At 61.3% G+C, this 24,781-nt stretch carries 29 protein-coding genes; 12 read left to right on the top strand and 17 right to left on the bottom strand.

Annotated elements, in window-relative coordinates; genetic code table 11:
• The first annotated feature begins 59 nt into the window (after positions 1–59).
• Both ACP3TE_RS13590 and ychF read left to right on the top strand, forming a co-directional pair.
• Positions 60–1,151, top strand: a complete 1,092-nt coding sequence (locus ACP3TE_RS13590) for a 4-hydroxy-3-methylbut-2-enyl diphosphate reductase (protein ID WP_105657584.1) — start codon at positions 60–62, stop codon at positions 1,149–1,151.
• Positions 1,152–1,223: 72 nt separating this feature from the next.
• A complete protein-coding gene (gene ychF, locus ACP3TE_RS13595; protein ID WP_402695927.1) occupies positions 1,224–2,309 on the top strand; it encodes a redox-regulated ATPase YchF in 1,086 nt (361 codons plus the stop codon).
• Between the two features lie 102 nt (positions 2,310–2,411).
• Here ychF and ACP3TE_RS13600 read toward each other — a convergent pair whose 3' ends face one another.
• From ACP3TE_RS13600 to ACP3TE_RS13620, 5 genes are all read right to left on the bottom strand, one after another.
• Entirely contained in the window at positions 2,412–3,401 is a 990-nt protein-coding gene (locus tag ACP3TE_RS13600; RefSeq protein WP_402695929.1) for a Clp protease N-terminal domain-containing protein, read from the bottom strand.
• Positions 3,398–3,643, bottom strand: coding sequence for a hypothetical protein (locus tag ACP3TE_RS13605; protein ID WP_332594887.1), 246 nt, complete (start codon positions 3,641–3,643; stop codon positions 3,398–3,400). The genes ACP3TE_RS13600 and ACP3TE_RS13605 overlap by 4 nt, the downstream gene beginning before the upstream one ends.
• A 227-nt stretch (positions 3,644–3,870) precedes the next feature.
• Positions 3,871–4,473 (bottom strand): GNAT family N-acetyltransferase, encoded by a 603-nt coding sequence (locus ACP3TE_RS13610; RefSeq protein ID WP_332594886.1) that lies wholly within the window; start codon positions 4,471–4,473, stop codon positions 3,871–3,873.
• Entirely contained in the window at positions 4,470–5,045 is a 576-nt protein-coding gene (locus ACP3TE_RS13615) for a TetR/AcrR family transcriptional regulator (protein ID WP_332594885.1), read from the bottom strand. Before ACP3TE_RS13615 ends, ACP3TE_RS13610 begins: the two co-directional genes overlap by 4 nt.
• Before the next feature lie 594 nt (positions 5,046–5,639).
• Positions 5,640–6,032: a MerR family transcriptional regulator gene (locus ACP3TE_RS13620; RefSeq protein WP_426733908.1), complete on the bottom strand. Its 393-nt coding sequence runs from the start codon at positions 6,030–6,032 to the stop codon at positions 5,640–5,642.
• Positions 6,033–6,187: 155 nt separating this feature from the next.
• Between ACP3TE_RS13620 and ACP3TE_RS13625 the strand changes: the two genes are divergently transcribed.
• Both ACP3TE_RS13625 and ACP3TE_RS13630 read left to right on the top strand, forming a co-directional pair.
• Positions 6,188–7,519, top strand: coding sequence for an NtaA/DmoA family FMN-dependent monooxygenase (locus ACP3TE_RS13625; RefSeq protein WP_105657682.1), 1,332 nt, complete (start codon positions 6,188–6,190; stop codon positions 7,517–7,519).
• Positions 7,520–7,868: 349 nt separating this feature from the next.
• A complete protein-coding gene (locus ACP3TE_RS13630) occupies positions 7,869–8,456 on the top strand; it encodes a GNAT family N-acetyltransferase (protein WP_332489175.1) in 588 nt (195 codons plus the stop codon).
• Positions 8,457–8,853: 397 nt separating this feature from the next.
• On the opposite strand, the gene ACP3TE_RS13635 is transcribed toward ACP3TE_RS13630, so the two are convergent.
• The 6 genes from ACP3TE_RS13635 to ACP3TE_RS13660 all read right to left on the bottom strand — a co-directional run bounded on the left by ACP3TE_RS13635 (position 8,854) and on the right by ACP3TE_RS13660 (position 12,764).
• Positions 8,854–9,147, bottom strand: a complete 294-nt coding sequence (locus ACP3TE_RS13635; protein WP_332489176.1) for a DUF4287 domain-containing protein — start codon at positions 9,145–9,147, stop codon at positions 8,854–8,856.
• 280 nt (positions 9,148–9,427) lie between these two features.
• Entirely contained in the window at positions 9,428–9,805 is a 378-nt protein-coding gene (locus ACP3TE_RS13640) for a hypothetical protein (protein WP_332489177.1), read from the bottom strand.
• A 48-nt stretch (positions 9,806–9,853) separates the two neighbouring features.
• Entirely contained in the window at positions 9,854–10,693 is an 840-nt protein-coding gene (locus ACP3TE_RS13645) for an alpha/beta fold hydrolase (protein ID WP_332498461.1), read from the bottom strand.
• Positions 10,694–10,766: 73 nt separating this feature from the next.
• Positions 10,767–11,534 (bottom strand): SCO1664 family protein, encoded by a 768-nt coding sequence (locus tag ACP3TE_RS13650; RefSeq protein WP_402695933.1) that lies wholly within the window; start codon positions 11,532–11,534, stop codon positions 10,767–10,769.
• The gene (locus tag ACP3TE_RS13655) at positions 11,531–12,070 is read right to left on the bottom strand and encodes a DUF3090 domain-containing protein (RefSeq protein ID WP_133833662.1); all 540 of its coding nucleotides are present in this window, start codon (positions 12,068–12,070) and stop codon (positions 11,531–11,533) included. Before ACP3TE_RS13655 ends, ACP3TE_RS13650 begins: the two co-directional genes overlap by 4 nt.
• Positions 12,071–12,080: 10 nt before the next feature.
• Positions 12,081–12,764, bottom strand: a complete 684-nt coding sequence (locus ACP3TE_RS13660; protein WP_332727113.1) for an MSMEG_4193 family putative phosphomutase — start codon at positions 12,762–12,764, stop codon at positions 12,081–12,083.
• 368 nt (positions 12,765–13,132) lie between these two features.
• Here ACP3TE_RS13660 and ACP3TE_RS13665 point away from each other — a divergent pair, with 368 nt between their 5' ends.
• On the top strand, positions 13,133–14,098 hold the full coding sequence (locus ACP3TE_RS13665; RefSeq protein WP_402695935.1) for an RluA family pseudouridine synthase: 966 nt from the start codon (positions 13,133–13,135) through the stop codon (positions 14,096–14,098).
• Between the two features lie 29 nt (positions 14,099–14,127).
• On the top strand, positions 14,128–14,991 hold the full coding sequence (locus ACP3TE_RS13670; RefSeq protein ID WP_426733915.1) for an MBL fold metallo-hydrolase: 864 nt from the start codon (positions 14,128–14,130) through the stop codon (positions 14,989–14,991).
• Between the two features lie 66 nt (positions 14,992–15,057).
• Here ACP3TE_RS13670 and ACP3TE_RS13675 read toward each other — a convergent pair whose 3' ends face one another.
• From ACP3TE_RS13675 to ACP3TE_RS13690, 4 genes are all read right to left on the bottom strand, one after another.
• A complete protein-coding gene (locus tag ACP3TE_RS13675; protein WP_332728550.1) occupies positions 15,058–15,522 on the bottom strand; it encodes a phage tail protein in 465 nt (154 codons plus the stop codon).
• A 63-nt stretch (positions 15,523–15,585) separates the two neighbouring features.
• Positions 15,586–16,785, bottom strand: coding sequence for an acyl-CoA dehydrogenase family protein (locus ACP3TE_RS13680; protein ID WP_105657569.1), 1,200 nt, complete (start codon positions 16,783–16,785; stop codon positions 15,586–15,588).
• Entirely contained in the window at positions 16,782–18,374 is a 1,593-nt protein-coding gene (locus ACP3TE_RS13685; RefSeq protein WP_332498456.1) for a fatty acyl-CoA synthetase, read from the bottom strand. Before ACP3TE_RS13685 ends, ACP3TE_RS13680 begins: the two co-directional genes overlap by 4 nt.
• 30 nt (positions 18,375–18,404) lie before the next feature.
• The gene (locus ACP3TE_RS13690) at positions 18,405–19,553 is read right to left on the bottom strand and encodes an acetyl-CoA C-acetyltransferase (RefSeq protein ID WP_426733919.1); all 1,149 of its coding nucleotides are present in this window, start codon (positions 19,551–19,553) and stop codon (positions 18,405–18,407) included.
• Positions 19,554–20,200: 647 nt separating this feature from the next.
• On the opposite strand from ACP3TE_RS13690, the gene ACP3TE_RS13695 reads away from it, so the two are divergent.
• The 3 genes from ACP3TE_RS13695 to ACP3TE_RS13705 are packed head-to-tail and all read left to right on the top strand — an operon-like array spanning position 20,201 to position 22,017.
• Positions 20,201–20,959, top strand: a complete 759-nt coding sequence (locus ACP3TE_RS13695) for a class I SAM-dependent methyltransferase (protein WP_402695940.1) — start codon at positions 20,201–20,203, stop codon at positions 20,957–20,959.
• Complete coding sequence (locus tag ACP3TE_RS13700; protein WP_332489187.1) at positions 20,952–21,497, top strand: GNAT family N-acetyltransferase; 546 nt, start codon at positions 20,952–20,954, stop codon at positions 21,495–21,497. Before ACP3TE_RS13695 ends, ACP3TE_RS13700 begins: the two co-directional genes overlap by 8 nt.
• On the top strand, positions 21,490–22,017 hold the full coding sequence (locus tag ACP3TE_RS13705) for a 2'-5' RNA ligase family protein (RefSeq protein WP_426733922.1): 528 nt from the start codon (positions 21,490–21,492) through the stop codon (positions 22,015–22,017). The genes ACP3TE_RS13700 and ACP3TE_RS13705 overlap by 8 nt, the downstream gene beginning before the upstream one ends.
• Here ACP3TE_RS13705 and ACP3TE_RS13710 read toward each other — a convergent pair.
• Both ACP3TE_RS13710 and ACP3TE_RS13715 read right to left on the bottom strand, forming a co-directional pair.
• A complete protein-coding gene (locus tag ACP3TE_RS13710) occupies positions 22,014–22,592 on the bottom strand; it encodes a CDP-alcohol phosphatidyltransferase family protein (RefSeq protein ID WP_166650721.1) in 579 nt (192 codons plus the stop codon). The two genes, ACP3TE_RS13705 and ACP3TE_RS13710, sit on opposite strands and share 4 nt — an antisense overlap.
• A 180-nt stretch (positions 22,593–22,772) precedes the next feature.
• Positions 22,773–23,066 carry a Fe-S cluster assembly protein HesB gene (locus ACP3TE_RS13715; protein WP_105657563.1) on the bottom strand — a complete coding sequence of 98 codons (294 nt, stop codon included), beginning with the start codon at positions 23,064–23,066 and terminating at the stop codon, positions 22,773–22,775.
• Between the two features lie 235 nt (positions 23,067–23,301).
• Between ACP3TE_RS13715 and ACP3TE_RS13720 the strand changes: the two genes are divergently transcribed.
• The 3 genes from ACP3TE_RS13720 (at position 23,302) to ACP3TE_RS13730 (ending at position 24,729) form a co-directional block, all read left to right on the top strand.
• Entirely contained in the window at positions 23,302–23,781 is a 480-nt protein-coding gene (locus tag ACP3TE_RS13720; protein WP_332489188.1) for a GNAT family N-acetyltransferase, read from the top strand.
• A gap of 56 nt (positions 23,782–23,837) precedes the next feature.
• Positions 23,838–24,224, top strand: a complete 387-nt coding sequence (locus ACP3TE_RS13725) for a VOC family protein (RefSeq protein ID WP_426733926.1) — start codon at positions 23,838–23,840, stop codon at positions 24,222–24,224.
• Positions 24,225–24,291: 67 nt separating this feature from the next.
• Entirely contained in the window at positions 24,292–24,729 is a 438-nt protein-coding gene (locus ACP3TE_RS13730; RefSeq protein WP_332489190.1) for a GNAT family N-acetyltransferase, read from the top strand.
• Positions 24,730–24,781: the final 52 nt, after the last annotated feature.

Genomic DNA, 24,781 nt, shown 5'->3' on the forward strand with positions numbered 1-24,781 from the left:
AGGGTGGCGCGCATCATATGAGCATGGGCTAACTTGCATGCACTTCGTAGACTAGAGGTATGGCTACTTCCACTTCCACTACGGTCTCGCTGTCAATGCCTCGGATCCCGCGGGTGCGCCGCACCCCGGCCGAGATTGCAGCTGCCTCCCCAACGGTCACCGAGCGCAAGGTCCTGCTGGCCGCTCCTCGCGGCTACTGCGCAGGCGTGGACCGGGCAGTGGTTGCCGTTGAAAAGGCGCTGGAGCACTACGGCCCGCCGGTGTACGTGCGCAAGCAGATCGTGCACAACCTGCACGTGGTCTCCGAGCTGGAATCCCGCGGCGCGATTTTCGTCGAGGAGAACGAGGAAGTGCCCGAGGGCGCCCTGGTGGTCTTCTCCGCCCACGGCGTCTCCCCGGCCGTGGTGCAGTCCGCGGCGGACCGCAACCTGCAGACCATCGATGCCACCTGCCCGCTGGTCACCAAGGTGCACCGCGAAGCCGTGCGCTTCGCCAAGAACGACTACGAGATCCTGCTGATCGGCCACGAAGGCCATGAAGAGGTCGAGGGCACCTACGGCGAGGCTCCGGAAGTCACCACCATCGTGAACAACCCCGAGGAAGCCGACACCGTCCAGGTGAAGAACCCGGACAAGCTGATCTGGCTCTCGCAGACCACCCTGAGCGTGGACGAGACCATGGAAACCGTGCGCCGGCTGCGCGAGCGCTTCCCGAACCTGCAGGATCCGCCCAGCGACGACATCTGCTACGCAACCACCAACCGCCAGGCCGCGATCAAGAACATTGCGCCGCAGTCGGATCTGGTGATCGTGGTCGGTTCGGCGAACTCCTCGAACTCGGTCCGCCTGGTCGAGGTCGCACTGGACCACGGGGCAAAGGCTTCCTACCGCGTGGACTTCGCCAACGAAGTGGACGAGGCCTGGTTCGAGGGCGTCTCCACCGTCGGCGTGACCTCCGGTGCCTCGGTGCCAGAGGTGCTGGTCCGCGAAGTCGTGGCGCTGCTGGCAGAGTACGGCTTCACCGACGTTTCCGAGGTCACCACCGCGCAGGAAGACATCATCTTCTCGCTGCCCAAGGAAATCCGCGGAAAGCTCAAGGAAGCCGGGGACGAGGAGCGTGCCCTGGGCGGACACGCCCGCCCGCAGGCCTGATTTCTCCATAAGAATTCAAGCGCCAGTACACCATTGCGCGCTCATCACTAGTAAAAGGTAGAATTTCCTCCCGTGGCTCTTACTATCGGAATCGTCGGACTGCCCAACGTCGGCAAGTCCACCATGTTCAACGCGCTGACCCGTGCCCAGGTGCTGGCAGCCAACTACCCGTTCGCAACCATCGAACCCAATGTGGGTGTCGTGCCGTTGCCTGACTCGCGGCTGAAGGTGCTCGCCGGAATCTTCAATTCCGAGCGCATCCTGCCTGCGACCGTCTCCTTCGTGGATATCGCCGGCATCGTCAAGGGCGCTTCGGAAGGCGAAGGCCTGGGCAATAAGTTCCTGGCGACCATCCGCGAAGCTGATGCGATCTGCCAGGTCACCCGCGCATTCGTGAATGACGACGTGATCCATGTGAACGGCAAGGTGGACCCGGCCTCGGATATCGAGACCATCGCTACCGAGCTGATCCTCGCGGACCTGCAGACCATCGAGAACCAGCTGCCTCGCCTGGAAAAGGAACTGCGCACCAAGAAGATCGAGAAGTCGTTCCTGGACGCAGTGCTCAACGCGCAGAAGGTGCTCGAAGAAGGCATCACCTTGTTCGCCGCCGCGAAGACCAAGGGCGTGGACCTTGAAGAGCTCGCGCCGATGCAGCTGATGACCACCAAGCCATTCATCTACGTGTTCAACACCGATGAGGCTGGCCTGGCCGATACCGAGATGCAGGCCAAGCTCTCCGAGCTGGTTGCCCCTGCCGAGGCGATCTTCCTGGACGCACAGTTCGAATCCGAGCTCGCCGAGCTGGAAGAGGACGAAGCCGAGGAAATGATGGAAGATGCCGGCATCGTCGAGTCCGGCCTGGGCAAGCTGGCCCGCGTCGGCTTCGACACCCTGGGCCTGCAGACCTACCTGACCGCCGGTCCGAAGGAAACCCGCGCCTGGACTATCGCCAAGGGCGCCACCGCACCTGAGGCTGCCGGAGTGATCCACACCGACTTCCAGCGTGGCTTCATCAAGGCCGAGGTCATCGGCTTCGACGACCTCATTGCCGCCGGTTCCGTGGCTAATGCCAAGTCTGCGGGCAAGGCCCGCATCGAAGGCAAGGAATACATCATGAAGGACGGCGACGTCGTGGAGTTCCGCTTCAACGTGTAGTCGCGTTCCGCTTCAATGTCCCGCTCGAGTGCCCGGATCTCCCTGTGGAGATCCGGGCACTTGATCTATGTGCGACCAGCAGGCGAGTCGCCGTGCCTGGGACTACCGAAATGTTCGGCTGATCGCGCTGCCGGTCTGGAACAGGGTGATCCACACCAGGAACTTCTGGACTGGACGCAGCGGCCATGCGACAAGTCCTCGCCACCCTTGGCGTCGCGACCAGCACCTGCTGATCCGCAGCTGTGTGCCACTGGTCGCGTTCGCCAAGGTGAATTCAGTCAGAATCGAATTACCCTGCGCGACGTCGGGATAGCCAAAGCTCCATGCGATCCTGTCCGGTTGGTGAATTGCGATGAGCTCAACACTGCGTCGACGAAACTGAGGCTTGATCTTCACAGGTTTGCCGTCTGGATAGATTGCGGGTGCCGTGCCCTCCCAGACCGTACCCGGCGTCGCTTCTTGACCGGTCTGGTCGAGGGTGCCGATGCTCGGTTCCCACTCGGGGATACGTGCGGGATCTGTGAGGAACGCCCACACTTCGTCCAGTGGTGCGGATACGAAAGTCTCAATCGTTCCCGTGGTCCGCCCCTTCACTTTCGCTGCGAGGGGCATGGACTTCATGGATGGCGAGTCGGCCCAATCGAGGCGTTCGATGAGCGCTTCGGATGTCGTGCCAAGGCGGCCGAGGATATCCGTGATCAGGCCGCTGGGCTCTGCGACGAGTTCCCGGAGAACGGCGGCAGCGTCGCCCGACTTGCCTTTGCTGCTGGATTTCGCGATGAGGTCCCGAGCGCGACGAGTCCACTCGTACCCATCCGTCTCATGGAACACGATGCGCCCGGCCTCGGGGAACGACGCCTCGATGCCGAGTGAAGTCAGCTGTGCATCACGTTGGTCCTCGACGGCGAGACGGGCGCTGTCAATGTCGATACCCAGCTCGCGCAGTGCGCGGCCGGCAGACTGGTCGTTGATGACCAATGCGAGGAACAGGTGGTCGATGTCGGCTTCGCGGAGCCCGAGCCGGGATGCTTCCTCCATGGCGGCCAGGGAAAGCGATTGGCTGGTCTGAGCGGCGCGGACGAGTTTGTTCATCTGTTCCTCCTGGGTGTCGAGATCGCGGGGTCAATTCTTTTGGAGTGCTTCTTGTGGGCAGCTTGTCGCGTCACTCCGAGCGCGTCGGCGATCTCCTGCCAACTCATGCCCGAACGCAACGCGGCCTCGACCTGCCGGAGTTCCAAGGTGTCAGCGAGCACGCGCAAGGACGCTACGGCCCGCAATCCTGCTTTCGGGTCGCTGGTATCGGCTGCTACTGCTGTGATCCGCGGAGACTCCATGTCGTCAACCTATGTTGCTAAGTGGCCGGATGTCAACCTGGGTTGCCTAATTGCTCGGCGAGTTTGGTGTTCGCTGGGCCAGGAGAGGGTCGACGCTTCGGGGATTCGCCGGGTACTGAGAGGTTGGTAAGTGCGGCGACGTGGTGGAGTTTAGATTTTCGAACTAGAGTGCGGACTTGAGGACAGCCCAGAAGCGCGCTTCCGGGCCTGTCGAGCCCGGACGCTCTTCAAGCATCAGCCTGAGCGCGGTTGAGCCCCATGGAGACATACGCGGAGAACCCCGCTCGCTTCGCGAACTTGATGCGTCGCCGCTGTGTTTCGGTGAAGCCGAGCTTGGCGTACAGCCCGAGGGCGGGGGTGTTGGTGTCCTTGATGTCGCGCAGCACGAACTCGTCGGAGGGCAGTTCCAGGAGTCGGCGCATCAGCGCAGTGGCTACGCCTTTGCCCTGATGCTGCGGCGCTGTCGTGACGAACGCAATCTCCGTCAGACCGGTGCGGGCACCGCCATAGGCCCCCATGAATTGACTGCGGATGATCCGATAGCTGATCATGCCGTGTATTGGACCGAGCACGCGCTGGAGCTCGCGCCGATCCGGCTCGAAGCACTCCTGCTCGCCTTCGGTGACGACCGCGACCGCGGCGGGCTCGCCGTCGACGAGCGCGACGTGGAAGCGCTCCAGGATGAGCATCGGGGCGAACGCGTCGGCAAGCACACTGGGGTCCTTGGAGAAGAACGCGAAATCCTCGGCGAACCCTTGCGTGAGAACTTCAGCGATCCTGTGCCGATACCCCTCACCCAGTTCGTCTGCGCGCGCGACTTCGATCTTCATCGGGGTCCTCCTGTGAACATTCGTAGGATCAGCTCGACATCGGGCTCCGCAAATCCCTCCCGAAGAGCAACGTGCATCGTCGTTATACCGGCAAGCATGGCGAAGTAGTGAGAAGTCATTCGGGTTGGGTCTCCCGCGGTGATTTGGCCTGCGGCCTGGCCTCGACCGATGAGCAAGGCGAAGGCCCGCCAGAGCGTCCCCTGCGTTGCGGCCAGTCGCGCCGCAGTCCCCTCAGGAGTGTCCGTCGAGAAGCCCTGGTTGATCACCATGTAGAACTCGGCCGCGCCGTTGTTCGCTGCGAGGTCTGCCACGTATACCTCGGTGAAGGATCGGATCATGGAGAGCGGATCCCCTTCGGTCGAGAGCTGAACGGCGACAGCCTCGAGCCCGCGTGAGGCCTGATCGATTAGTTCATCGAACAGTTCTTCCTTGCTCGCATAGTGCCGGTAGATCGACCCAGTGCTGATCCCCGCCTCGACGGCGATCTGACGCATGTTCGTGGCCGCGAAACCACGGTGCGCGAAGACCCGGACGGCGGCCGTCTCCACAGCAGCGCGTGTGGCTGAACGCAACGCTTCATTCTGTTCCGTCGTCCGCGGCACGAAGATCCTTTCAATGAATTTCTGTTCATTTTATGCTTCGATCGCAGACGGCACAACTCTGTGCTCGACCTGGGCTGGTGCCCGCGAGGTGCCAGGTGGTCGGTGGATTGATTCGTGGCACCGGTTCGGCACCCAGCGGTTGGTAGTGCCGGAACTCGGTGGAGTTCCGCTTCAACGTGCAATTCTCATGTCTCAATCGCCCTCGGATTCTCTTGGAGCCGGGGGCGATTTTTTGCATCGTGCCCTTGATTCATCACGAAGTAGCGCCGGAAGGAAAGCTCCTCCACATTAGCGATGCCGTTCAAGGTGCATGGGCCATTTCCCTTATGGGGCAACGCCGCAAGCAGGCTAAGGCACCAGGCCCCGCGTTACGGCGATCTAACCGACTGTCTGGGAGCCGGATCCGCGAGGCATTCCGGTCGGACTCCGCCGTGCGCTCTAGAGCTCTTACTTGGGTGGAGCCCCGAAGCGCGATTAGGGACCTGTTGAGTTCATGGGCACTCAAGTATCGGTCTGAGCTCCCTGCGGCCACTGCCCGCGGCGCGCAAGGAGCTGACCTGCCGATCATGCCCCGCAGAGGACGCGATCCATCGCGTCGATGTATCGCGTCAGCGCGTCGCGGTTCTGCTGGAGCAGGACGATGCGCTCGGCCAGCTTGTCGCGCTGTTCGACGAGCATCGCGCGCAGTTCGGGATCGGGATCGGCAACGATCGTGCTGCCAATGTCGTTCAGGCACGGCAGCATGTCGCGGATGATCCGGGTGGGGACCCCTGAGTCGAGCAGCCTGCGGATCTTCAGCACGCGCTCCACGAGATACTCGTCGTAGTCGCGGTACCCGTTCTCCAGCGCAGCGGCGTGATGAGTCCCTGCTCCTCGTAGTACCGGAGCATGCGCGTGGGCACCCCAGTTCGATTGGCCAGCTCGCCGATCCGCATTCCCGTTCTCCTTCACATCCATGTCAAGGATACGGGTCGGAACCGCCTCCCGGCCACGGCAGCCCTCATCGAATCCGCCCGCAGGCTGCGCGCAATCGGCCTTGACGCCAGAGTCCGCGGACCTGCAGGCAAGGTAATTTGACCTTTACATGGATGTCAATGTTCGATGATGGTTCCATGGACAAGGAACAACGCAAGATGATTCTCGGCTTGGCGCTGACTGACGGCTACGGCACCCTGCCCGGTGCCTGGCGGGCACCGCACGTCGACCCCGGAAACTACTCGAAGGTCGAGGCGAACATTCGCTACGCCCAAGCCGCCGAGCGCGGTGGCTTCTCGTTCGTATTCACGCCCGACTTCCCGGCCGTGCGGGGCAGCCTGGAGCATTCGACCGTCAGCAACATCATGGATCCGCTCATGGAGGCGGCCGCGATCTCGCAAGCGACGAACAACATCGGTTTCGTGCTCACGGGGTCCACAACGTTCCAGGAACCGTTCAACACGGCCCGGCAGTTCAAGACGCTGGACATCATGAGCCGTGGCCGCGCCGGCTGGAACGCCGTCACGACGAGCGACCAGCTCGTCGCGTCGAACTACGGCAAGCCCGTCGCGGACCGGGCCGAGCGATACCAGCGCGCCCATGAATCGATCCAGATCGTGCAGTCGCTCTGGGGCAGCTGGGAGATGGATGCCTGGATCAAGGACCAGGAATCGGGCCGCTTCATCGACCCCGCGAAGCTGCAGCCGATCAACCTCAGCGGCGAGTACGTCGCATCCCGCGGGCCGCTCGCGTTGCCGCCGTCGGAGCAAGGGCAGCCCGTCGTCTTCACCTCGGGAGGACCGAGCCCGCATCTGCTCGAGCTGGCGGGGCGCTATGCGAGCGGCTTCATCACGGAGGTGTGGACGATCGACGAGGCTCGCGCTGCGCGCAGGGCGCTGCGCCGGGCCGCCGAGGAAGCTGGCCGCAACCCCGACGACGTGAAGTTCATCGTCGGCATCATGACCACAGTGTCCCCAACGGTGCGCGAAGGGCTCGACCGGCGCCTGTCGATGTCAGGCGAGGTCATGGAGGCGCGCCTGCCGCACCTCAGCGCGATGATCGGTGTGCCGATCCTGTCCGAGCGCATCGACAAGCCGCTCACGCCCGAACAGCTGGCCAGCGCTCACGCCTCGCCGCAGGACCCGCGCTCCGGGATCGCGCTCAAGGTGGCGCGCGAGGGGTGGTCGCCGCGCGACATCCTCGCGCACGGCGTGATCGACTACCATCCCGTGACCGTGGGGCCGGGAACGGTGCACGCCGATCACCTGCAGGAATGGTTCGAGGCCGGTGCTGCCGACGGCTTCTGGCTGTCGCCCGATGTCTATGAGGACGGCGTTGACGCGTTCGTCGACGAGGTCGTGCCGATCCTGCGCGAACGCGGCCTCTATCCCGAGGACTACGTGGGCTCCACGTTGCGCGAGAACCTCGGCGTCCCCGGCCAGTACGGACTCGGCGACTGGCTGAAGTGATCACGCCTGATCGGATGCCTGCGAACTCGCTCGTGCGGGTGCCGCTGGTCGCGCCGCTCGTCTGATTGCAGGTCGCGAGAGCAGAGGCTGGCCTGTGCCGGAACCTCGTGGAGTCCAGGGATAATGCATAGTCGCGTTCCACGCTGATTACTGGATGAGCTGCGCCAGACAGAGGGCAGGATCCGCACGTTGGTGCGGGTCCGGCTCTTTTTCGTTGGACTCAGCCATCCCGGAAGCTCGGAAGGTGCGGGATACTGGCAAGGGAAATATGGCAGGAGACAGTAATCCATATCCCACGCATACCCCTGATACTTGAAGCAGTTACCGGAATCCAAAAGGAGGCCTGTCGTTGACGCGAGCAGACGATTCGAGCGAAGCCACGATACTTGAAACTGCGCTGGAGATTGTTGCGCACGCAGAACTGGCAGAGCAAGATGCCGCGGAGCTTCGCAGACTGTTCGATGCCGAGTACCTGCGGGATGCCGGCATCTGGGATCCGGATCTGCCATATGGCTATGCCCCGCATGATTTCCACATCATGGCCCGGTGCAAAGGCGAGGTTGTCGGCCATGTCGGGTGGGCGCGACGCACGATCGGTGTGGGAGGCCGCGACCTTGTCGTTGCAGGTGTGGGTGGAGTGTTGGTTTCCGAGCGCGCGCGGGGCCGCGGCCTAGGCGGGATCCTGATGAATCTCGTGGCTTCATCGATGGTTGATGCCGGCGGTATTGCGTTCGGCTATCTCGGTTGTCGCGAGGAGGTGGCCGCTTTCTACAGCTCGTGCGGATGGACTCGGATTTCCGCTGCCGAGCGTTCGATTAGCCGTGGAGGCCACGCAATTTACGACCCGCCGGGCCAACCTCTGCTTATTTTGCCCATCGAGTCCCAGCTTGCTTCCTGGCCAGAAGGTGAAGTCGACCTTCGCGGGCGGGCGTGGTGACGCCCAAGCGATATCCTACGCAGGCTATGACCGGGCTTGGCGATAGCCCGGGCTATTTTTCACGGTCGATGTTGTATATCCCCACAGCTCAACATACCGTTGGAAGAAAAAGGATCGAGCGCTAGGGAAGTGGAGGCAGATCGAATGAGGAAACTTCCCAAGGTAGCCTGGCTACGAGTCTCGGTGTACCTTGGCATCTCGATTTTGGGGCTGGCCTTGTTCCTTGCGTGCTATTGCATGATTTCCGGCCGGTCGCTCGCCGAGGCTCTTGGCAGCTTCTGGATCGCGATAGCAATTGCTCTTGCTACATCCGCTATCACTGCGGTACGCGACCAACGGCAAGACACTGGAACCGAGTATTCCGAGCCGGAACTATAGCCCCTGCCTTTCGGCTGGTTCAGTTGGAAGGCTTAGTTGCGATGCCGTCGAGCCACAGAACATCTGATTCGTCATTGTGCTTGCCTCCGGATCCAACGTGCTTGCTAGCGATAGTCGGTCCCTTTTGAATGACATGGACCATCGCCATGCCGTGGCCCCGGCCCAGCTGGTAGTCCTCCTTGAGCCATGCCAGAATCTCTGCTGCTTTGACCCCTTCTTGGCTAAGGCCTTTCTCACGGGCGATCTCGATCAACTGGCGAGCAGTGAGCCCGGTCTTCATTTCTATGGTGTCCAGATAGGCTTGAAATGACATGGAGAAACCTCTCGAAGGCATGAATAGGTGCCTCGAATACTAGACCTAATCCCACGCCGCGCATAGAAGTAGTAGCCGGAGGATGCCACGCGGCTAGCGCACGAGAACCACGGTGTGCTCCACGACTGGCATCCTTGCGGCCTTCCGCGTCTAATCGCCACCAGTGATGGCGCCCTGATCAGCAGCAACCAGGCTGGTTGAAATGACCCGCAGGCAAGTAAAGACGCATGCCTCGGGACAGTGGAGAACGGCTGCCCGCAAGTGCTGAAGCCTAGTTCCGTCAGCTGAATTCCAACGTGTAATTCTCCGCCGTTGGCAGGTGCCCGGGATCGTCTTCAAACGGCATGTAATCGACTGAATGCAGGTATCCGGCAACAACCCAGAGATCCAGATGCCCCAGCTCCTTGCCATCTTTTGAAACGAGAACAGTGGAGAATGGGCCACCACCATGCCGGACGCTTTGGCAATCGAGTTTGCTTGTGAAGGAAATCGAGAAGCACTCGCATTCTTTGAACTGGTAGCCGCCCCAACGCGCAAACTTCAGTTGCTGTCGAGCCTTTGCTGATTCAGCATCTGTGCCGCTGCAGAGCAAGGCCAGCAGCTCTAGTTCAGCAGGTCGAAGTTCTCCGCCTGGGACTCGCTTAGGTCGGTTATCCATGGGGACAGCCTATATTGCCCTGTGACTAGGAATTGCATCGCTACGTTCCTAGAGCAGCAGCATCGAAGAAGCTACCTCGGAGATCGCCGAAGACGGAATGGCAGTTGAAGCGTTTTCAAGGACGAGCAAGGAAGCGTTCGGGATTTCTTCGGCTAGCACTATGCCGTTGCCGACGGGGAAAAACGGATCCTTTGCACCGTGAACCACCAAGGTGGGGATATCGAGCTCGGACAGCCGCTCGCGCCAGCGCGGAGTGCAGTCCAGCTTGGAAAAGACGATCCCGATCTGGTTTGCCAGATGGGCTTCGGGCTCTGCGCTGGCCGTACGGTCCCAGATGCGGGAGGCCAAGTCCATGGCAACTTCTGGATCATTGCCTAGAATTTGCGAACCCTCGGCGGAGAATTGGGCAACGGCCGCGCGGTCTGCCCAATCCGGCATAGGGCGGGACAACAGCTTGCCCATGGTTGCCTGGTCATGATCTGGCAAATCTTTGTCTACCGGACCGGGAGCTACTGGTCGTGTGCCTATCAGCGTCAGGGCGCCAAATGATTTGGGATGATCCAGCGCCGCAATCTGCGCGATCATGCCGCTGACTCCGATACCGGCTACATGCGCTGGACGGTTATCCAGTAATCTGGCCAGCGCTGCGGCATCCGAGGCCAGATCGCGCAGGTTGTAATCGGGTTTCATCGGGTTCCCGGCCGTTGATTCACCGCAATCCCGCAGGTCGTAGCGAACCACATGGCGCCCGCCAGCGGCCAGAGCCTGGCACAGGGCATCTGGCCAAGCAAGCATGGTGGTTCCGCCGATGAGGAGAACCAATGGATCACTTTTGCTGCCGAAGGATTCGGCACCGAGCTCCACACCGTTGGCTTCAACCGTTCCCATGCGCGACCTGCCTTTGCTATCAGAATCCAAGGATGGCTTGCCTGCCGTCCTGGGGTCAATAGGAATCGGAGTTCTAGAAGAGCGGCCAGGGCACGGCGGGCATCTGCCCCCTATGAGCAGGGAAGTGCCCTTCGCTGCACAGGGTAGCGCAGCGCTCGGCGAGCGCCGCGATTTCTTCATCGTCTAGCAGGTTGGTCAGTTCTTGGCCAAGTTCTGCGTGCAGGGCTTCGCTGACCGTCCGGAGGCCGGCCAGTTCTTCTTCACCCAGCGGTTGGCCAACCCAACCCCAAAGCACGGTGCGCAGCTTGTGCTCTGCGTTGAAGCAGAGCCCATGATCGACTCCGTAGCGGTGGCCACCGGGCATGGCTAGAACGTGGTCGCCCTTGCGGTCTGCGTTGTTGACCAGTGCATCGAAGACCGCCATGCGCCGCAGCGCAGGTGTATCCTCGTGGATCAAGGTCATCTGCCGCCCCGATTCATCCTGCCCATGCAGAATGGTCTTCCAACCGCCAGCTGGCACCATGTCCGCGGCTACGATGTCTACTGGGTGCTGTCCTCGATCAACTTCTTGCCATAGCTGCACCATGCCTTTGCCAAACTGCCCTTCGCGCAGCCAAGTGCGCGGGACGAGGTTCCAGCCTAGGGCTTCAGATACGAGGAAGGCGGCAACTTCGCGGTATGCGAGGGTGCCATGGGGAAAATCCCAGAGGGGTTTCTCGCCAGCAATGGGCTTGTAGACCACGCTGTTCTCGCCGATGCTGCCCAGGAAAGTTGCATTGGAGGCGGTGGTAATGCGGCCGGTGAGTTCCAGCCGCGCGGTCAGCAGATCGGGCGAGCTCATTCGCCATTCTCATCTTTGCAAGTATGCCCATCCGGATCAATCGGATAACCGCAGTTGGCGCACATAGGCCGCCCAGCAGCCACGATCTCATGGGTGCGCATGGCGAAAGCGCGTGCAGTGCCTACGGGCATGCGCACGCGCAGCAGCGCGCCCGGTCCATCTGGATCAAAGTCGGCTTCATCTTCTTCGTTCAAGGAGAAGGCTTCCAGAACTACCTGCGCTACGGTGGCATCCCAGCCGAGATTCATGGAACCCACCCGGAAGGACTCGTTGACTTCTTCCAGCGGATCGTTGTCAACCAGTTCCACCGGAGTATGTTCGGGAACACTGAAGGGATTGCCCTTGACAGTGGAGAGCTGATCGAGAATCTCGTCAATCATCTCGGCAACCACCGCGGCCTGCTGTTTTTCCAAGGCGATGCTGGACAGTTCCTTGCCTGCTCTTGCCTGGAGGTAGAAGGTGCGGGACCCGGGCTCGCCGATGGTGCCAATGACAATGCGGTCTGGCCAATTGAATTCGTTGACTGTTGCCGTCATTTCGCTCTCCTTAGTGTCCTGCTCCGCCGCCGACTGGGGCATCGGTTGTCTTGATTCCTGGGGCTAGCCAGGAGAGGTCTCCGGCGTCGGTGTTGATGGAATACACGCGAGGCGCACCGGTCCCGTAGTGCACAATTGATGCGGAAGCCGGGCCCACATTCAGTCGCTGGAACAGATCCAAATGCATTCCCAGCGCGTCAGCCAGTACCGACTTGATGATATCGCCATGGCTGAAGGCCGCCCATACCGCTCCGGCACCATGCTCGGCCTCGATGGCCGCGTCATGGCGCCTGATGGCTGCTACTGCCCGGGATTGCATCCCGGCCATGGATTCGCCATCCGGGAAGGTCACCGAGGACGGAGCTGACTGCACTGCTTTCCATAGGTCTTCGGCGGCCAAGTCCTGCAGCGTGCGGCCTTGCCACTGGCCGTAGTCGCATTCCGAGAGTTCGGGTTCAATCAGCAATTGCGCCGCTGGGCTTTGCCGTTGCATGGCGAACTCCGCCGTCTGCACACAGCGTTCCAGCGGGCTTGAGACAACGCCAGCCAAGGGGAGCGCTGCTAGGCGTTCGGCGGTACGAATCGCCTGTTCTTCGCCGGTTTGGTCGAGGAATACTGAGGGGGTGCGTCCGGCCAGTACGCCGGTGGCGTTGGCGGTAGTGCGTCCGTGCCGCACAAGGATTACTGTGGCCATGAACCCAGCCTAGTCATGGAGATGGTGGCAAGCGACTCCTGGGCTGAAAACAGGTCCGGGGCTTCGAAGAGCCCGGCAGGTTCTGGAGGTGCGGTACCTTCACCCGTTGCACCCTTGCTGCAACGCGAGGGCCAGGGCTGTTCATTGGTTCGCCGAGCGAACGCTATGGCTCGATGAGCGCCGGGCGAGGTGTGAGTTCAGTCCTCATAACAGCGCCTTTGCTCGTACCGGCTCACGGCATCGGGGTACCATGAAAGTTGGCCAATTCGGGGGCGGCAGCTCCCGGAAGTCCCTTGCAAATGACTCGTCGAAAGCGGCGACGCCATGATCCACCACTGGATGTGGCCTTATAAACGGAGTGATAATTCTTGTCTGGAGTCCTCCAGCAGCCAGCGTCAGAACAGCAGTCTGATTCCAAGACACGCACCATCCTTGTCGACGGCGGGCATGCTGGCCGGCGGATCGAGAAGTTCCTCCGGGTCCAGCTCAAGACGGTGCCCGCCGGGCAGCTTTTCCGGCTGATGCGCAAAGGGCAACTGCGTGTCAACGGCAGGAAAGTCCAGGAAGGGTACCGGCTAGCCGTAAACGACCAGATCACGCTGCCGGCGCTATATGCAGAACAGGGCGTGGCACCAGCCTTCGATGTCCCGGCACCCTTGCTCAAGCGGCTACGCAACTGCGTCCTGCACGAAGACCAAGACGTCCTGGTGATTGACAAACCTGCCGGCGTCGCCGTGCACCGGGGAACCGATATTCCTGCGGGGGTTATCGAAGCTTTCCGCCAGTTGCGCCCCGAGCTGCCGGACCTGGAATTGAGCCACCGGCTGGATCGCGATACTTCCGGGCTGCTGGTGTTGGCGAAGACCCCGAGCATGCTGCGCTACCTGCATGAGATGCTTCGGGAGAGCGAAGAGGAGATAGAACGCCACTACCTTGCGCTCGTTGCAGGGCATTGGAGCGAAAAGACCGAATCGATCCACTCGCCGCTGCTGCGCCGTGCCGACAAGGTCGTGGTTGATCCGAACGGGCAGCGAGCCGAAACACATGTCACCGTGAAGCAGCGCGTAGGCCAGCGCGCCACCATTCTGGATGTGCAACTGATGACCGGGCGCAAGCACCAGATCCGGGTCCACCTGCAAAGCGAAGGCCATCCGATTGCAGGAGACGACCGGTATGGCTTCGCGAAGTTCAACCGCCGCGTCGAACAGCTTGGGGGTCGCGGGCTGTTCCTGCATGCGACTAAGCTGGTGATTCCCAAGCCCGATGGCCAGGAACTGGTGATCGAGGCACCCATGCCGCAGCGCTGGAAGCAGTTGCTGAAGGCGGGGCTATAGCCCAAGCAAGGCTGGCACGAGGGGAAAAGATGGCTGAAGGACCCTGGAAGCACGTTGCCGAGGGAGTATTCCAGCGCAGATATGAACCGTTGGATATTACCGTGGGCGCGGTGCTCGGCGGGCAAGGCGTGGCGATCATCGATACCCGCAACAACGCACCCGAAGCACAAGAAATCCTTGACGAAGCCACAACGCAATTCGGACTGCCAATCGTTGCCGTGATCAACACCCACGCGCATTATGACCACACCTTCGGCAACCAGCTCTTTGCCCAGCGGGGAATCCCGATTTACGGCCATCACCGGATACCCGCGCACTTCGAGCAGTTCGAGAAGCCCCGGCTTGAAATGGTGCAGCGCTCGCCGGAACTCGAACCTGAAATGAATTGGAGCGGTGTAACGCTGACGCCGCCTAGCCACTTGCTGGCCGAACCCTGCACGGCAAATCTAGGCGGACGGGAAGTTGAACTGATCCCGCTGGGTGCCGGGCATACCGACACCGACCTTGCGATCCATATTCCTGATGCCAAGGCGTGGTTCCTTGGCGACGTCATCGAGCAGTCTGGTCCACCGATGTTCGGCTCGGGCGCCTATCCGATGAAGTGGCCTGTGGTGCTCCAATCCCTGCTAGCGCGCATCCAGCCGGGAGACGTGATTGTTCCAGGCCATGGAGAGCCCGTCGACCGGGAATTCGTCGTTCGGCAAATGCACTGCTTCGAGCTGCTCGCCACGACCCTGGGTTCGGCTCATGAGAAGGGTGCGGCAATCAAGGACATTGCGTTCCCTGCAGAGCTGCAAGAACTGTGGCCTGCCGATTTCCTTCTCGAAGCTGCCAAAGATGCCTACGCGCAGCTGCCGGGTAACGCGAAGGAACCAGGAAAGCGCGGCGCATGAAGCCAGAGCACGAAATGACCTCATGGCCGGCACTCGACTGAGGGCAGCGGCGGAATGGGCGAAATGTCAGTATTCGTTCTTGATCACGAAGTACGAGCCGCGGATGGTCCCTGCAAGCTTGGACTTCTGGCGAGCGAACTTGAACTTCCCTTCCAGCTCGCTGGGCACAGCCATGCCATCGGAAAGCTTGAAGCCCACGGCGCGCTTCTCGCCGGGATCCAGGCCGTAGAGAACATTGATGGACAAGCCGGACGCGTAGAAGACGTAGGCGCGCTTGGCGCCAACCGCCTCGAACACAGCTGCCTGCAATGGCTTCGATGCGATGTGCAAGTCGCGTTCCTGCGCCAGAATCGTGTGCACCCAAGCTATGGCTTCCCTTGCGTCGTCTGCTTGCTCCACGGCAAAGTCGTGGTTGAACTTGTTCTTCAGATAGCGCGCTTCGTTGGCGCGCAAGCCTGCCAGCGCGTCAGCAACAGGCGAAGTCTCAAGACCCTGGGTGGATACGTCTTTGAAATCAACAAGGTATGGCATGGGCATCCCTTCGGGCGTTGGCCCCGTGGATTCGGTAATTCGTTGTTATCGTACTCCGCGAAACTAGCCGAAGGCACTGAATCCGGTCAGGTCCCTGCCGAGGATCAATGCCTGCACAGACTCGGTTCCCTCATAGGTATGCAAGGCTTCGATATCGCCGAAATGGCGAATCACGTGATTTTCCAGCAAGATTCCATTGCCGCCGAGCAGGTCGCGGGCGGTGGCTGCCACCCGGCGGGCAGCCCGGGTGTTGTGGTACTTCAGCAGCGAAGCTTGCGTGTCTTTCAACCGGCCGGCAGCCTGGGCGCCGGCCACGGCCACGCACTGCAACTGCATATTGGTGATTTCGGCGAGCATTTGCGCCAGCCGTTCCTGCACCATCTGGTGCGCGCCCAGGGGTTTGCCGAACTGCGTGCGCTGCTTGGCGTACTGCAGGGCCGCTTCGAAGACGAACTGGGCATGGCCTAGCGCCGACCAACCAACATTCACCCGGGTTTCAACCAGTGCCCGCGAGACATCCTTGAATGCGCCGGCCCCGGTGAGCCTGGCGGATTCAGGAACGCGAACGTCCGTGAGCCGGATCTCTGCCTGTTCGATCGCGCGAAGCACGCCCTTGCCGCGCACCGGGGAAGCCTCGTAGCCAGGGGCCTGCTGGTCGAGAATGAACCCCTTGACCCGGGAGTCGGCGACGTCGCGTGCCCACACAATGGTGATGCCTCCGGCGGCTCCATTGCCGATCCATTTCTTATGGCCATTGATGATCCAGTGATCCCCGTCGCGCCGGGCACTGGAATCCAGGCCAACAGAGTCCGAGCCATGATGCGGCTCGCTGAGGGCGAAACCACCGAGCAGCTCACCGGAGGCCACGGGTTCCAGATACTTCTCCTGCTGTTCGGGGCTGCCGAAGAATTTCAGGCTGCGCAGCACCAGGCCGCCCTGCACCGCGGCGGCCGCGGCCATCGAACCGTCTGCGCGCGAAAGCTCCATGGCCACTAGGCCCGCGGCCAGCGGGGAGAAGTGGGCGTGGCCTGGAATCCGAAGACCGTCGGTGAACAAATCGAGTTCGCCCATGCGGCGAACCAGATCCAGCGGATAATGCGCGTTCTCCCAATGCTGGTTGATGCTGGGCAGGATCTCTACTCCGTAGTGCCGGGCGCGGGCCCAATGCTTGCGATCCTCGTCGGTGGCAGCATCGAAAGCGGATAGATAATCGATGTCCAAAGCCGAGGCCAGGTCGTAGGGTGCCCATGGGTCCCGGGTCAATGGGTGCCGCCCGAAGTCTTGTTGCGTTCGGCACGCAGCTGGCGCTTGAGCAATTTGCCCGATTGGTTGCGGGGCAGCTGTGCGGCAAAGTCCACCCGCTTGGGAACCTTGTAGTGCGCCAGCTTGGACTTGACGTGCTCGCGCACCTCTTCGGCGGTGAGCGTGGCGCCGGCCTTGAGCACAATGACCGCGGTCACCGCCTCGATCCAGCGTTCATCATCGATGCCCACCACCGCGACTTCCGCAATTTCGGGCAATTCGTAGATGCAGTCCTCCACTTCGCGCGGGGCTACCAGCACCCCACCGGTATTGATGACGTCCTTGATGCGATCCACCACCTGGATGTAGCCGCCCTGGTCCTTGACCACTTGGTCCCCGGAGCGGAACCAGCCGTCGGCAAATGCCTGCTCGGTTTCCGCCGGCTTGTTCCAGTAGCCGCTCATGACCTGTGCAGAACGGTATTGGATCTCTCCGGGCTCACCGGCATCGGCGAGCTTCCCCTCGGCGGTCATCACGCGCGCTTCGATGAAGAACACCGGGCGGCCGCAGGACGCGGGGCGTGCATCGTGCTCCTCGGGGCGCAGCACCGTGCACAACGGGCCGAGCTCGGACTGGCCAAAGCAGTTGTAGAACCCGATCTGCGGATAGCGGTCGCGCAAGCGGGCCAGCACGGTTACCGGCATGATCGAGGCACCGTACTGCGCCTTGGCCAGCGAGCCCAGGTCGCGGGTGTCCAGATCCGGGTGATTGCTCAGAGGCACCCAGACGGTGGGGGCCAAGAACAGCGAGCCGATGCGTTCGGATTCGACGCGTTCCAGGATTTCGCCGATATCGGGTTTGGCGAGCAAGCGGATGCTGGCACCCAATGACAGATAGGGAAGCAGGAACACGTGCATGGCCGCCGAGTGGTAGAGCGGCATCGCGATCAGGGGCCGGTCCGTGCCCTCCAGATCCAGGGCGATAATGGCTGAGACGTACTGGGCCACCAGCGCCGAATGGGTCATCATTGCGCCCTTGGGTGCCGAGGTGGTTCCGGAGGTATAGAGCAGCTGGGCCAGATCCGTGCCGGCCACCGCAGCTCCAGGCGGCGCGGCCTCCACGCTTTCATCCATCGCCGTTTCCAGCACGCTGGTGCTGTTTCCGGTTCCGGGCAGCAGCGGCCAAACATCCTTGACTGCCTGCAGGCCGCCGGCATCGCGCAGTTCCTGGACCAGTTCGAGGCGTGACTCATCGGCGATGACCAGTGCGGCCCCGGAATCATGCAGCAGGTAGCGCAACTCGTCGCCCCTGAGCGCGAAGTTCACCGGCACGTGGACCAACCCGGCACTGGCGCAGGCGAGGAACAAGATGGCATAGGCGTCGCTGTTCGCTGCATAGGCAGCAACTCGCGAACCGGCCGGCAGGCCTGCCTGCCGCAACCGGGCAGTCACCCGATTCACCCCGTCGGCCAGCTGGCTGTAGGTCCAGTTCCGTTCCCCGAAGGCCAGAGCATTGTCCGCGGGGCAGCGGGCCACCGAGCGGCGCAGCAGCGCGCCAATGGTGTTCTGGTCATCGGAATTCATCGCCGAGGTGGCTCGCAATGCACTCATGGTAGTTTCCTTTGCGGCGGGTGCGGGTAGCTAGAGGCGTTCGATGATGGTGACGTTGGCTTGGCCGCCGCCCTCGCACATGGTCTGCAGGCCGAAGCGGGTATCGCTGCGTTCCAGCTCATGGAGCAAGGAGGTCATCAGCCGTGCACCGGTGGCACCGATGGGGTGGCCCAGGGCGATGGCGCCGCCATTGACGTTGACCTTGGACATGTCGGCGCCGGTTTCCTGCTGCCAGGCAAGCACTACCGCGGCGAAGGCCTCATTGATTTCAATGCGGTCCATGTCTTCGATGCCCATCCCGGCGCGTGCCAGGGCATGCTTGGTGGCGCGGATCGGGGCCGAAAGCATCATGACCGGGTCATCGCCTCGGGCCGAGATGTGGTGGATGCGGGCGCGGGGTTTCAGCCCATAGCGTTTGACCGCGGCCTCGGAAGCAATGAGCAGCATCGCGGCGCCGTCAGACATCTGCGATGCTGTGGCTGCCGTATGCGCACCGCCTTCGGCAATCGGTGCCAATGACTGCATCTTGGCGCGGTCCACGGGGCGTGGCCCCTCATCTGCAGCCAGGGAATCCAAAGCGAGGATCTCGCGGTCGAAGTAGCCTTGCGCCTGGGCGTTCAATGCCCGCTGATGGGAGGCCACAGCAAAATCCTCCAGCTGGGTGCGGGTGAGGCTCCAGCGTTCTGCCATCATCTCTGCGCCGCGAAACTGCGAGATTTCCTGCTTGCCGTAGCGGGACGCCCACAGCGTGGAGCCGGTGTAGGGATTGGGGAAGCCGAAGTCCTTGGCGGCGGAGTTGGAATAGGACAGCGGAATGCTCGACATGGACTGGACGCCACCGGCAACCACGAGGTCGCTGCTTCCGCTCATGACCGCTTGGGCCGCGTAGGAGATCGCCTGCTGCCCGGAGCCGCACTGGCGTTCTACCGTTGTCCCGGGGACATGTTCGGAAAGGCCGGCGGCCAACCATGCGTTGCGGGCGATGTCCATTGCCTGGGGTCCCAGCTGGTCGATGCAACCGAGGATGACCTCATCGTATTGCTCGGAATCAATGTTGTTGCGGTTCACCAGTTCGGCCAGCGGCGCGGCGGCGAGGTCCAGCGGATGCATATGCGCCAGAGACTTTCCCCGGCGTCCGACAGGTGTACGCAGCGCATCGATGATGTAGGCCTCGGGCATGGGCTCCTCCAGGAAGTTTTTGACAGGAAACGTCTGCTGAACCAACAATGCCCAATTCATCAACGGTTGTCTAGGTCACAATTGCCACGCTTGGCTTGGGAAAATGCCACTAGCTCCAAATTCGCTACCGATAGGCGCGGCTTGGCTGGGGAATATGCTCCAGAACGGAAAACGGATGCGCGGGCGAAGCGAGCCGGGAAATTGCCTGCGACCGGAATAGCGCCCAGTCCAGGTTCAGCGACCCCAACCCGGACCTGCTAAACGTCGCCGAGTCACGGGCACAAGACCGTCTGATCGTTTTTGCTTCGGGAAGCCTGCAACCATTGCCGGGACTCATCCGGCCTCCGCTGGACCTGCGGTGCCCAAGGCCGCGGTCAACTCGTGGCGTGATTCCGGGTGCTGCCAGGTGGAGACAGGGCATGGAAGGCAGCCAATTCGGTTCCGCGCTTTGCCAAGGCTGGAGTCCTGGAAGGTCAAAGCAGGAGCGCGGTGCCCTCGGTGTTGGCGCGAGTACTCGGCGTGGTGTCCGGCGAATTGAACACGCCTGATGGAAGTACTTGCCAATGGGCGGGCTGCATCTAGGCAATGCAAGAATTGATGGAGCACACTGCACCTCGACGGAAATTTTGAGAACGGAATAGGCCCAAGTGAGCTTCGCTGACTACGATCCACGAATCATTGCGCTCTACGATACGGATAATCCCGACGGACCGGATCATGACTATTACCGTGCCTTAGCGGCTGAAACCAAAGCGCACCGGATTCTGGATCTGGGCTGCGGCACCGGCCTTTTGACGGTTACGCTTGCCATTGCGCAAAGAACTGTCGTTGGAGTTGACCGCTCACCGGTAATGATGGACTACGCCAGGCAACGGCCCAACGCTGAGCGAGTCACATGGATTGACGGCGACGCTTCGGCAATTGACGGCGGGCCCTTTGACCTGATGGTGATGACCGGCAACGTAGCCCAGCACATCCCGGATCCGCAGTGGGCGCAAACCCTGAAACAACTCCGCGCTGCCGCGGCGACCGGGGCCGTGCTGGCCTTTGAAAGCAGGAACCCATCGACTCGCGCCTGGGAGACATGGAATGACGAAGAAGCAGTAACCCGGGACACGCAATTCGGTCCGCTGACCGAATGGTGCGATGCGGAAGAAACCAGCGTGGGACTCGTGCGCTTGACGTCCTATGTCAAGATTGAGCACTCGCAGGAAGTACTGGTCGAAAAGCTGGACCTGGCTTTCCGCAGCGCCGAGCAGATCAGTGCAGATCTAGTTGCCGCAGGGTTCAATATTCGCGCAATTTGGGGTGACTGGCAGAAGAACCGCTTCAACGGAGAGCAACCACTGATGATCTTCGAAGCTGAAGCGATCAGGGGAGTGGACGGGGAAACTGCTCATGGATAGGCAACCTTCCAAGTTGCCGGTTACCCTGCTTTCCATCAAGCATTCAGCGTGCCTGCAACGGCTGATGGAAAGCAACCCGGGATATTCCCAACGTGTCACCGGCGCCGGCCCCGCATCCGACGCCGCAGTTCAGGCATTGAGCGCCCTGCCACCGAAGGCGCAATCCGAGCAGAAAATTGATCTTGGCCTATGGGAAGGCGAAGAACTGGCCGGATTCGCGGATCTGATCGTCGGCTGGCCCAGACCAGATACGGTCCACATCGGATTGCTCATGGTCGATGGTGCCAGGCACGGACGGGGCCTGGGGAAGCAGATCCATGAAGCGGTGCTCGATGTGATCCAGGATCATCCGTTGATCACCGCCTGCCGGATTTCGATAGTCGATGCAAATGCTGCTGAAGTTGAACCGTTCTGGAAGAGCCTTGGTTATGCGCCGACCGGAGAAATCAGCACCTACGCGGTGGGGGACAAGCAGTCATGGGCGCGCACGTGGTCGCGCCAGATCACCAGCATGAGGAAGGAGAACCTTGATGAGTAGGTCCCCGGACAACATTTTGCTGCACCTTCCAGCAGGGCAGGAGCAGCAAGTGCAGGAGGTCTTTGCCCAGTTGGAGATGCGCGGCTTCCCCACCCAACACCAGACTCCGCATATCACCATTACCTTTTCGCCCAGCATGAGCGAGGTCGTGACGCAGCGGGCGGCAGAATTACTGCCTGCGCTCATCCCCGCGAGCTTCCAACGGGTGGGCACTATTGTCTTTGGCACAAAGCGCAAGCAGACGGTTGCGTGGCTGCTGGAAACCACGGATGCCTTGGAAATGGCAGCCCGGGAAATCAGCGCGCTGAATCCCGATGGGCGGGGACCGCGGTGGACCCCGCACCTGACCATGGGGTTGCGGCTGCCACGCGAAATTGTTCCCGACTATATCCGGGCACTTGAAGAGCTGGCCTCAACGCAGCTCAGGGAACTGACTGCCTGCCGGGCAGCCTTGTGGAAGCCGCGAATACCCGAACTGACGCTCCTGGCCGGAGCAATGCAGCAGGAAAACCGCGACTAGCTGGCCGATGCAGCTTGCTCTTTGGCAGAAGCACGCATGATGCGCAGATAGCCGAACCCGACAAATAAATGCAGCACCGTACCGGCAGTCAAAATGGCTACGCCCGGGGTTGCCAGCACCGAAAAATCGGGGATCCTGCCACACGCCACGCAGGCCAGCCCCAGCATCATGATGGCGGTGCGGATCTTTCCCAGCCACGTGGAAGCTGGCGGGGAGCCCAGGCGCAAGAAGAAATAGGTGCACAGCAGGATCAGGTCGGTGATGAAAATGGCCAGGCCAACCCATAAGGGGATCGCCCCATTGGCCACCAGGGCGATCGCGATAGCCACGATGCCCAAACGATCAGCTATGGGATCCAGCAGGACGCCCAGATGCGAAACCTGATTGAACTTGCGGGCAATAAACCCGTCAACCCAGTCGCTCAGGCCGAAGGCGAGAAGCAGAACCGCTGTCAGTGCCGGTTCGGTATCGGCCAGCAAATAGCCGACGATGGGAACCACCAGGAGAAAGCGAATAATCGTGATGGCGTTCGGAATCGTCGCCCACTCATGCTTGCGTACCGCGCGCGTTTCCACTGCTTTCCCCTTTCCCTTAGTTGAACGATGACGCACTGCGTCGCAATATACAAGGGTGCGGGGCATCTGGCCTGCAAATATGATCCGTCCAGCGTACCGGTGCAGGGAGATTGTTAACGAACTGCGGGGCCGTCCCGAAGGACGACCCCCGCAGCCAAAGCTAAAGGGCAGGGTGCAGAATTAGCCCTGCTCAAGGAGCTGGAAGCTTACGCCACCCTGCTCATCCACCGCCGCGTCGAGTACTTTGCCCTCCAAAGCGTCGGCAATCGCTTCATCCACGTAGACTGGGCTGCCTTCGGAAGCCACGACGCCGTCGGTGCTTTCGGGAGCGGGGACAATCTGCAGGCCGAAAGCGGCATCTTCCGGGTGGGTGCTGTCTGCCTGCATGATGCGCAGACCAGCGGTTTCTTCCTCGGCCTGGTTGGTGACGATCGCGGTCACGATCGATGCTGCTTGGTCGGTCAGTGCGAGCACGAGGCTCTCCTTCCGGTTGAGGACATACCAAGTTCAGGGCATGTGGGTGCCACGATTCCAAAAAACGCAACGAATCTCAACACCGCTTAACAGCTGCGCAACATGCTTGGACTTGAACCCCGCCAGCCCGATAGGGTCCGCCCCAACACATAGACTGGCGTTGCCCTGCAAAGGAGAAATAATGCGCGATGCTCAGGCAGCCAGCGGCAGGAGTACCGCTGGGCACGGAATACGCTTGGCTGATTTTCAACCGCAGGACTTGCCTGCAATCCATGCCTTTGCCGCTGACCCAGTGGTGTGCCAGTACTCGACATGGGGACCCAACCAACTGGCCGACACCCGGGAATTTCTCGCCGATGCACTGCTCGAGCAACCGCATAGGGTCCTGCAGGCGGTCATGCTCGGTGATGTTCTCATCGGTTCGGCTTCGGTGTGGGTCACCGACCGGAAAGCCAAGGCAGGGGAGATCGGCTACACCCTGAATCGAGAATACTGGGGAAACGGATACGCCACCGAAACTGCTGGACTCCTGCTCCGTCGGGGATTCGAGGATCTTGGTTTGGAACGGATCAGTGCAACCTGCGATGCGAGAAACGCAGCTTCCATCCGAGTCCTTGAAAAGACCGGATTCAAGCCGGAAGGACGCCGGGTTGAAGATCCAGACAGCGACGCCGCACGGGCTGAAACCCTGATCTTCAATATTGGCCGAACCTAGCCCTGGGCAGTCTCCTTGCAGGTATATTGGCAGCAACAGCGACGAGGAGGGACCAGATGAGACTCCATCACGTTCAGTTGCCGATGCCACGCGGCCAGGAAGCTGAAGCCCGCCGGTTCTACGGTGAAGCCCTGGGGCTAATCGAAGTCCCCAAGCCGCCTTCCCTTGCCGGCAGGGGAGGTTGCTGGTTCCGCGCTTTCAAAGCAGATGCCGTTGTGGTGGAAATCCATCTGGGCATAGACGATCCATTCATTCCAGCCAAGAAAGCGCATCCTGGAATGGTCTGCGACTCGGTAGAGGAGTGGGAAACCCTCGCTGGCCGTATCGATTCCATGGGCTATGAACTGTCTTGGGCAGAGCGCGAAACCTTTGAAGGATATCTGCGGTTCCATGCCCGCGACGGGTTCGGGAATCGTCTGGAAATCATGACCCCATCTAGCTAGCGCAAGTACTATCCGGTCAGGAGCCATCGTGGAACAATCCAGCTTTGCAGCAACCAGGGACCATCCCGTGCCAGACGACGTTGCGCGGTTGCTTGCCACCGTTCCTGAATGGTTTGGCCAACCTGAATCAAACGCAGAGTACATCCAGTCCGCGCGGACCAAGGAAACCTGGACCGTTCGCAATGCCCAAGGCGCAGTGCTCGGTGTGCTCTTGGCAGAACGGCACTACCACCACTCCGTTGAGATCCATCTGATGGTGGTCGACCGTGGATACCACGGCGGTGGAATCGGTTCGGCTTTGTGCGCAGCCATTGAAGCCGAGGCGCTCGCCGGCGGAGTGCAGCTCTTGCAGGTCAAGACCCTGGGTCCTTCGCACCCGGATGCCGGCTACGCGAAAACTCGGCGATTCTATGAAAAGCAGGGCTTCCTTCCCCTGGAGGAAACTAGCCTCTGGGGAGCTGGGACGCCCTGCTTGACCATGGTTAAACCGCTACCTGGCAAGTAGCAATAGGATTGAAATGATGCCTGGTTCCAGCGCTCATGCCGAATCCTGGGAG

This window comes from Glutamicibacter sp. 2E12, assembly GCF_050030965.1.
In the GTDB taxonomy this organism is placed as follows: Bacteria; Actinomycetota; Actinomycetes; order Actinomycetales; family Micrococcaceae; genus Glutamicibacter.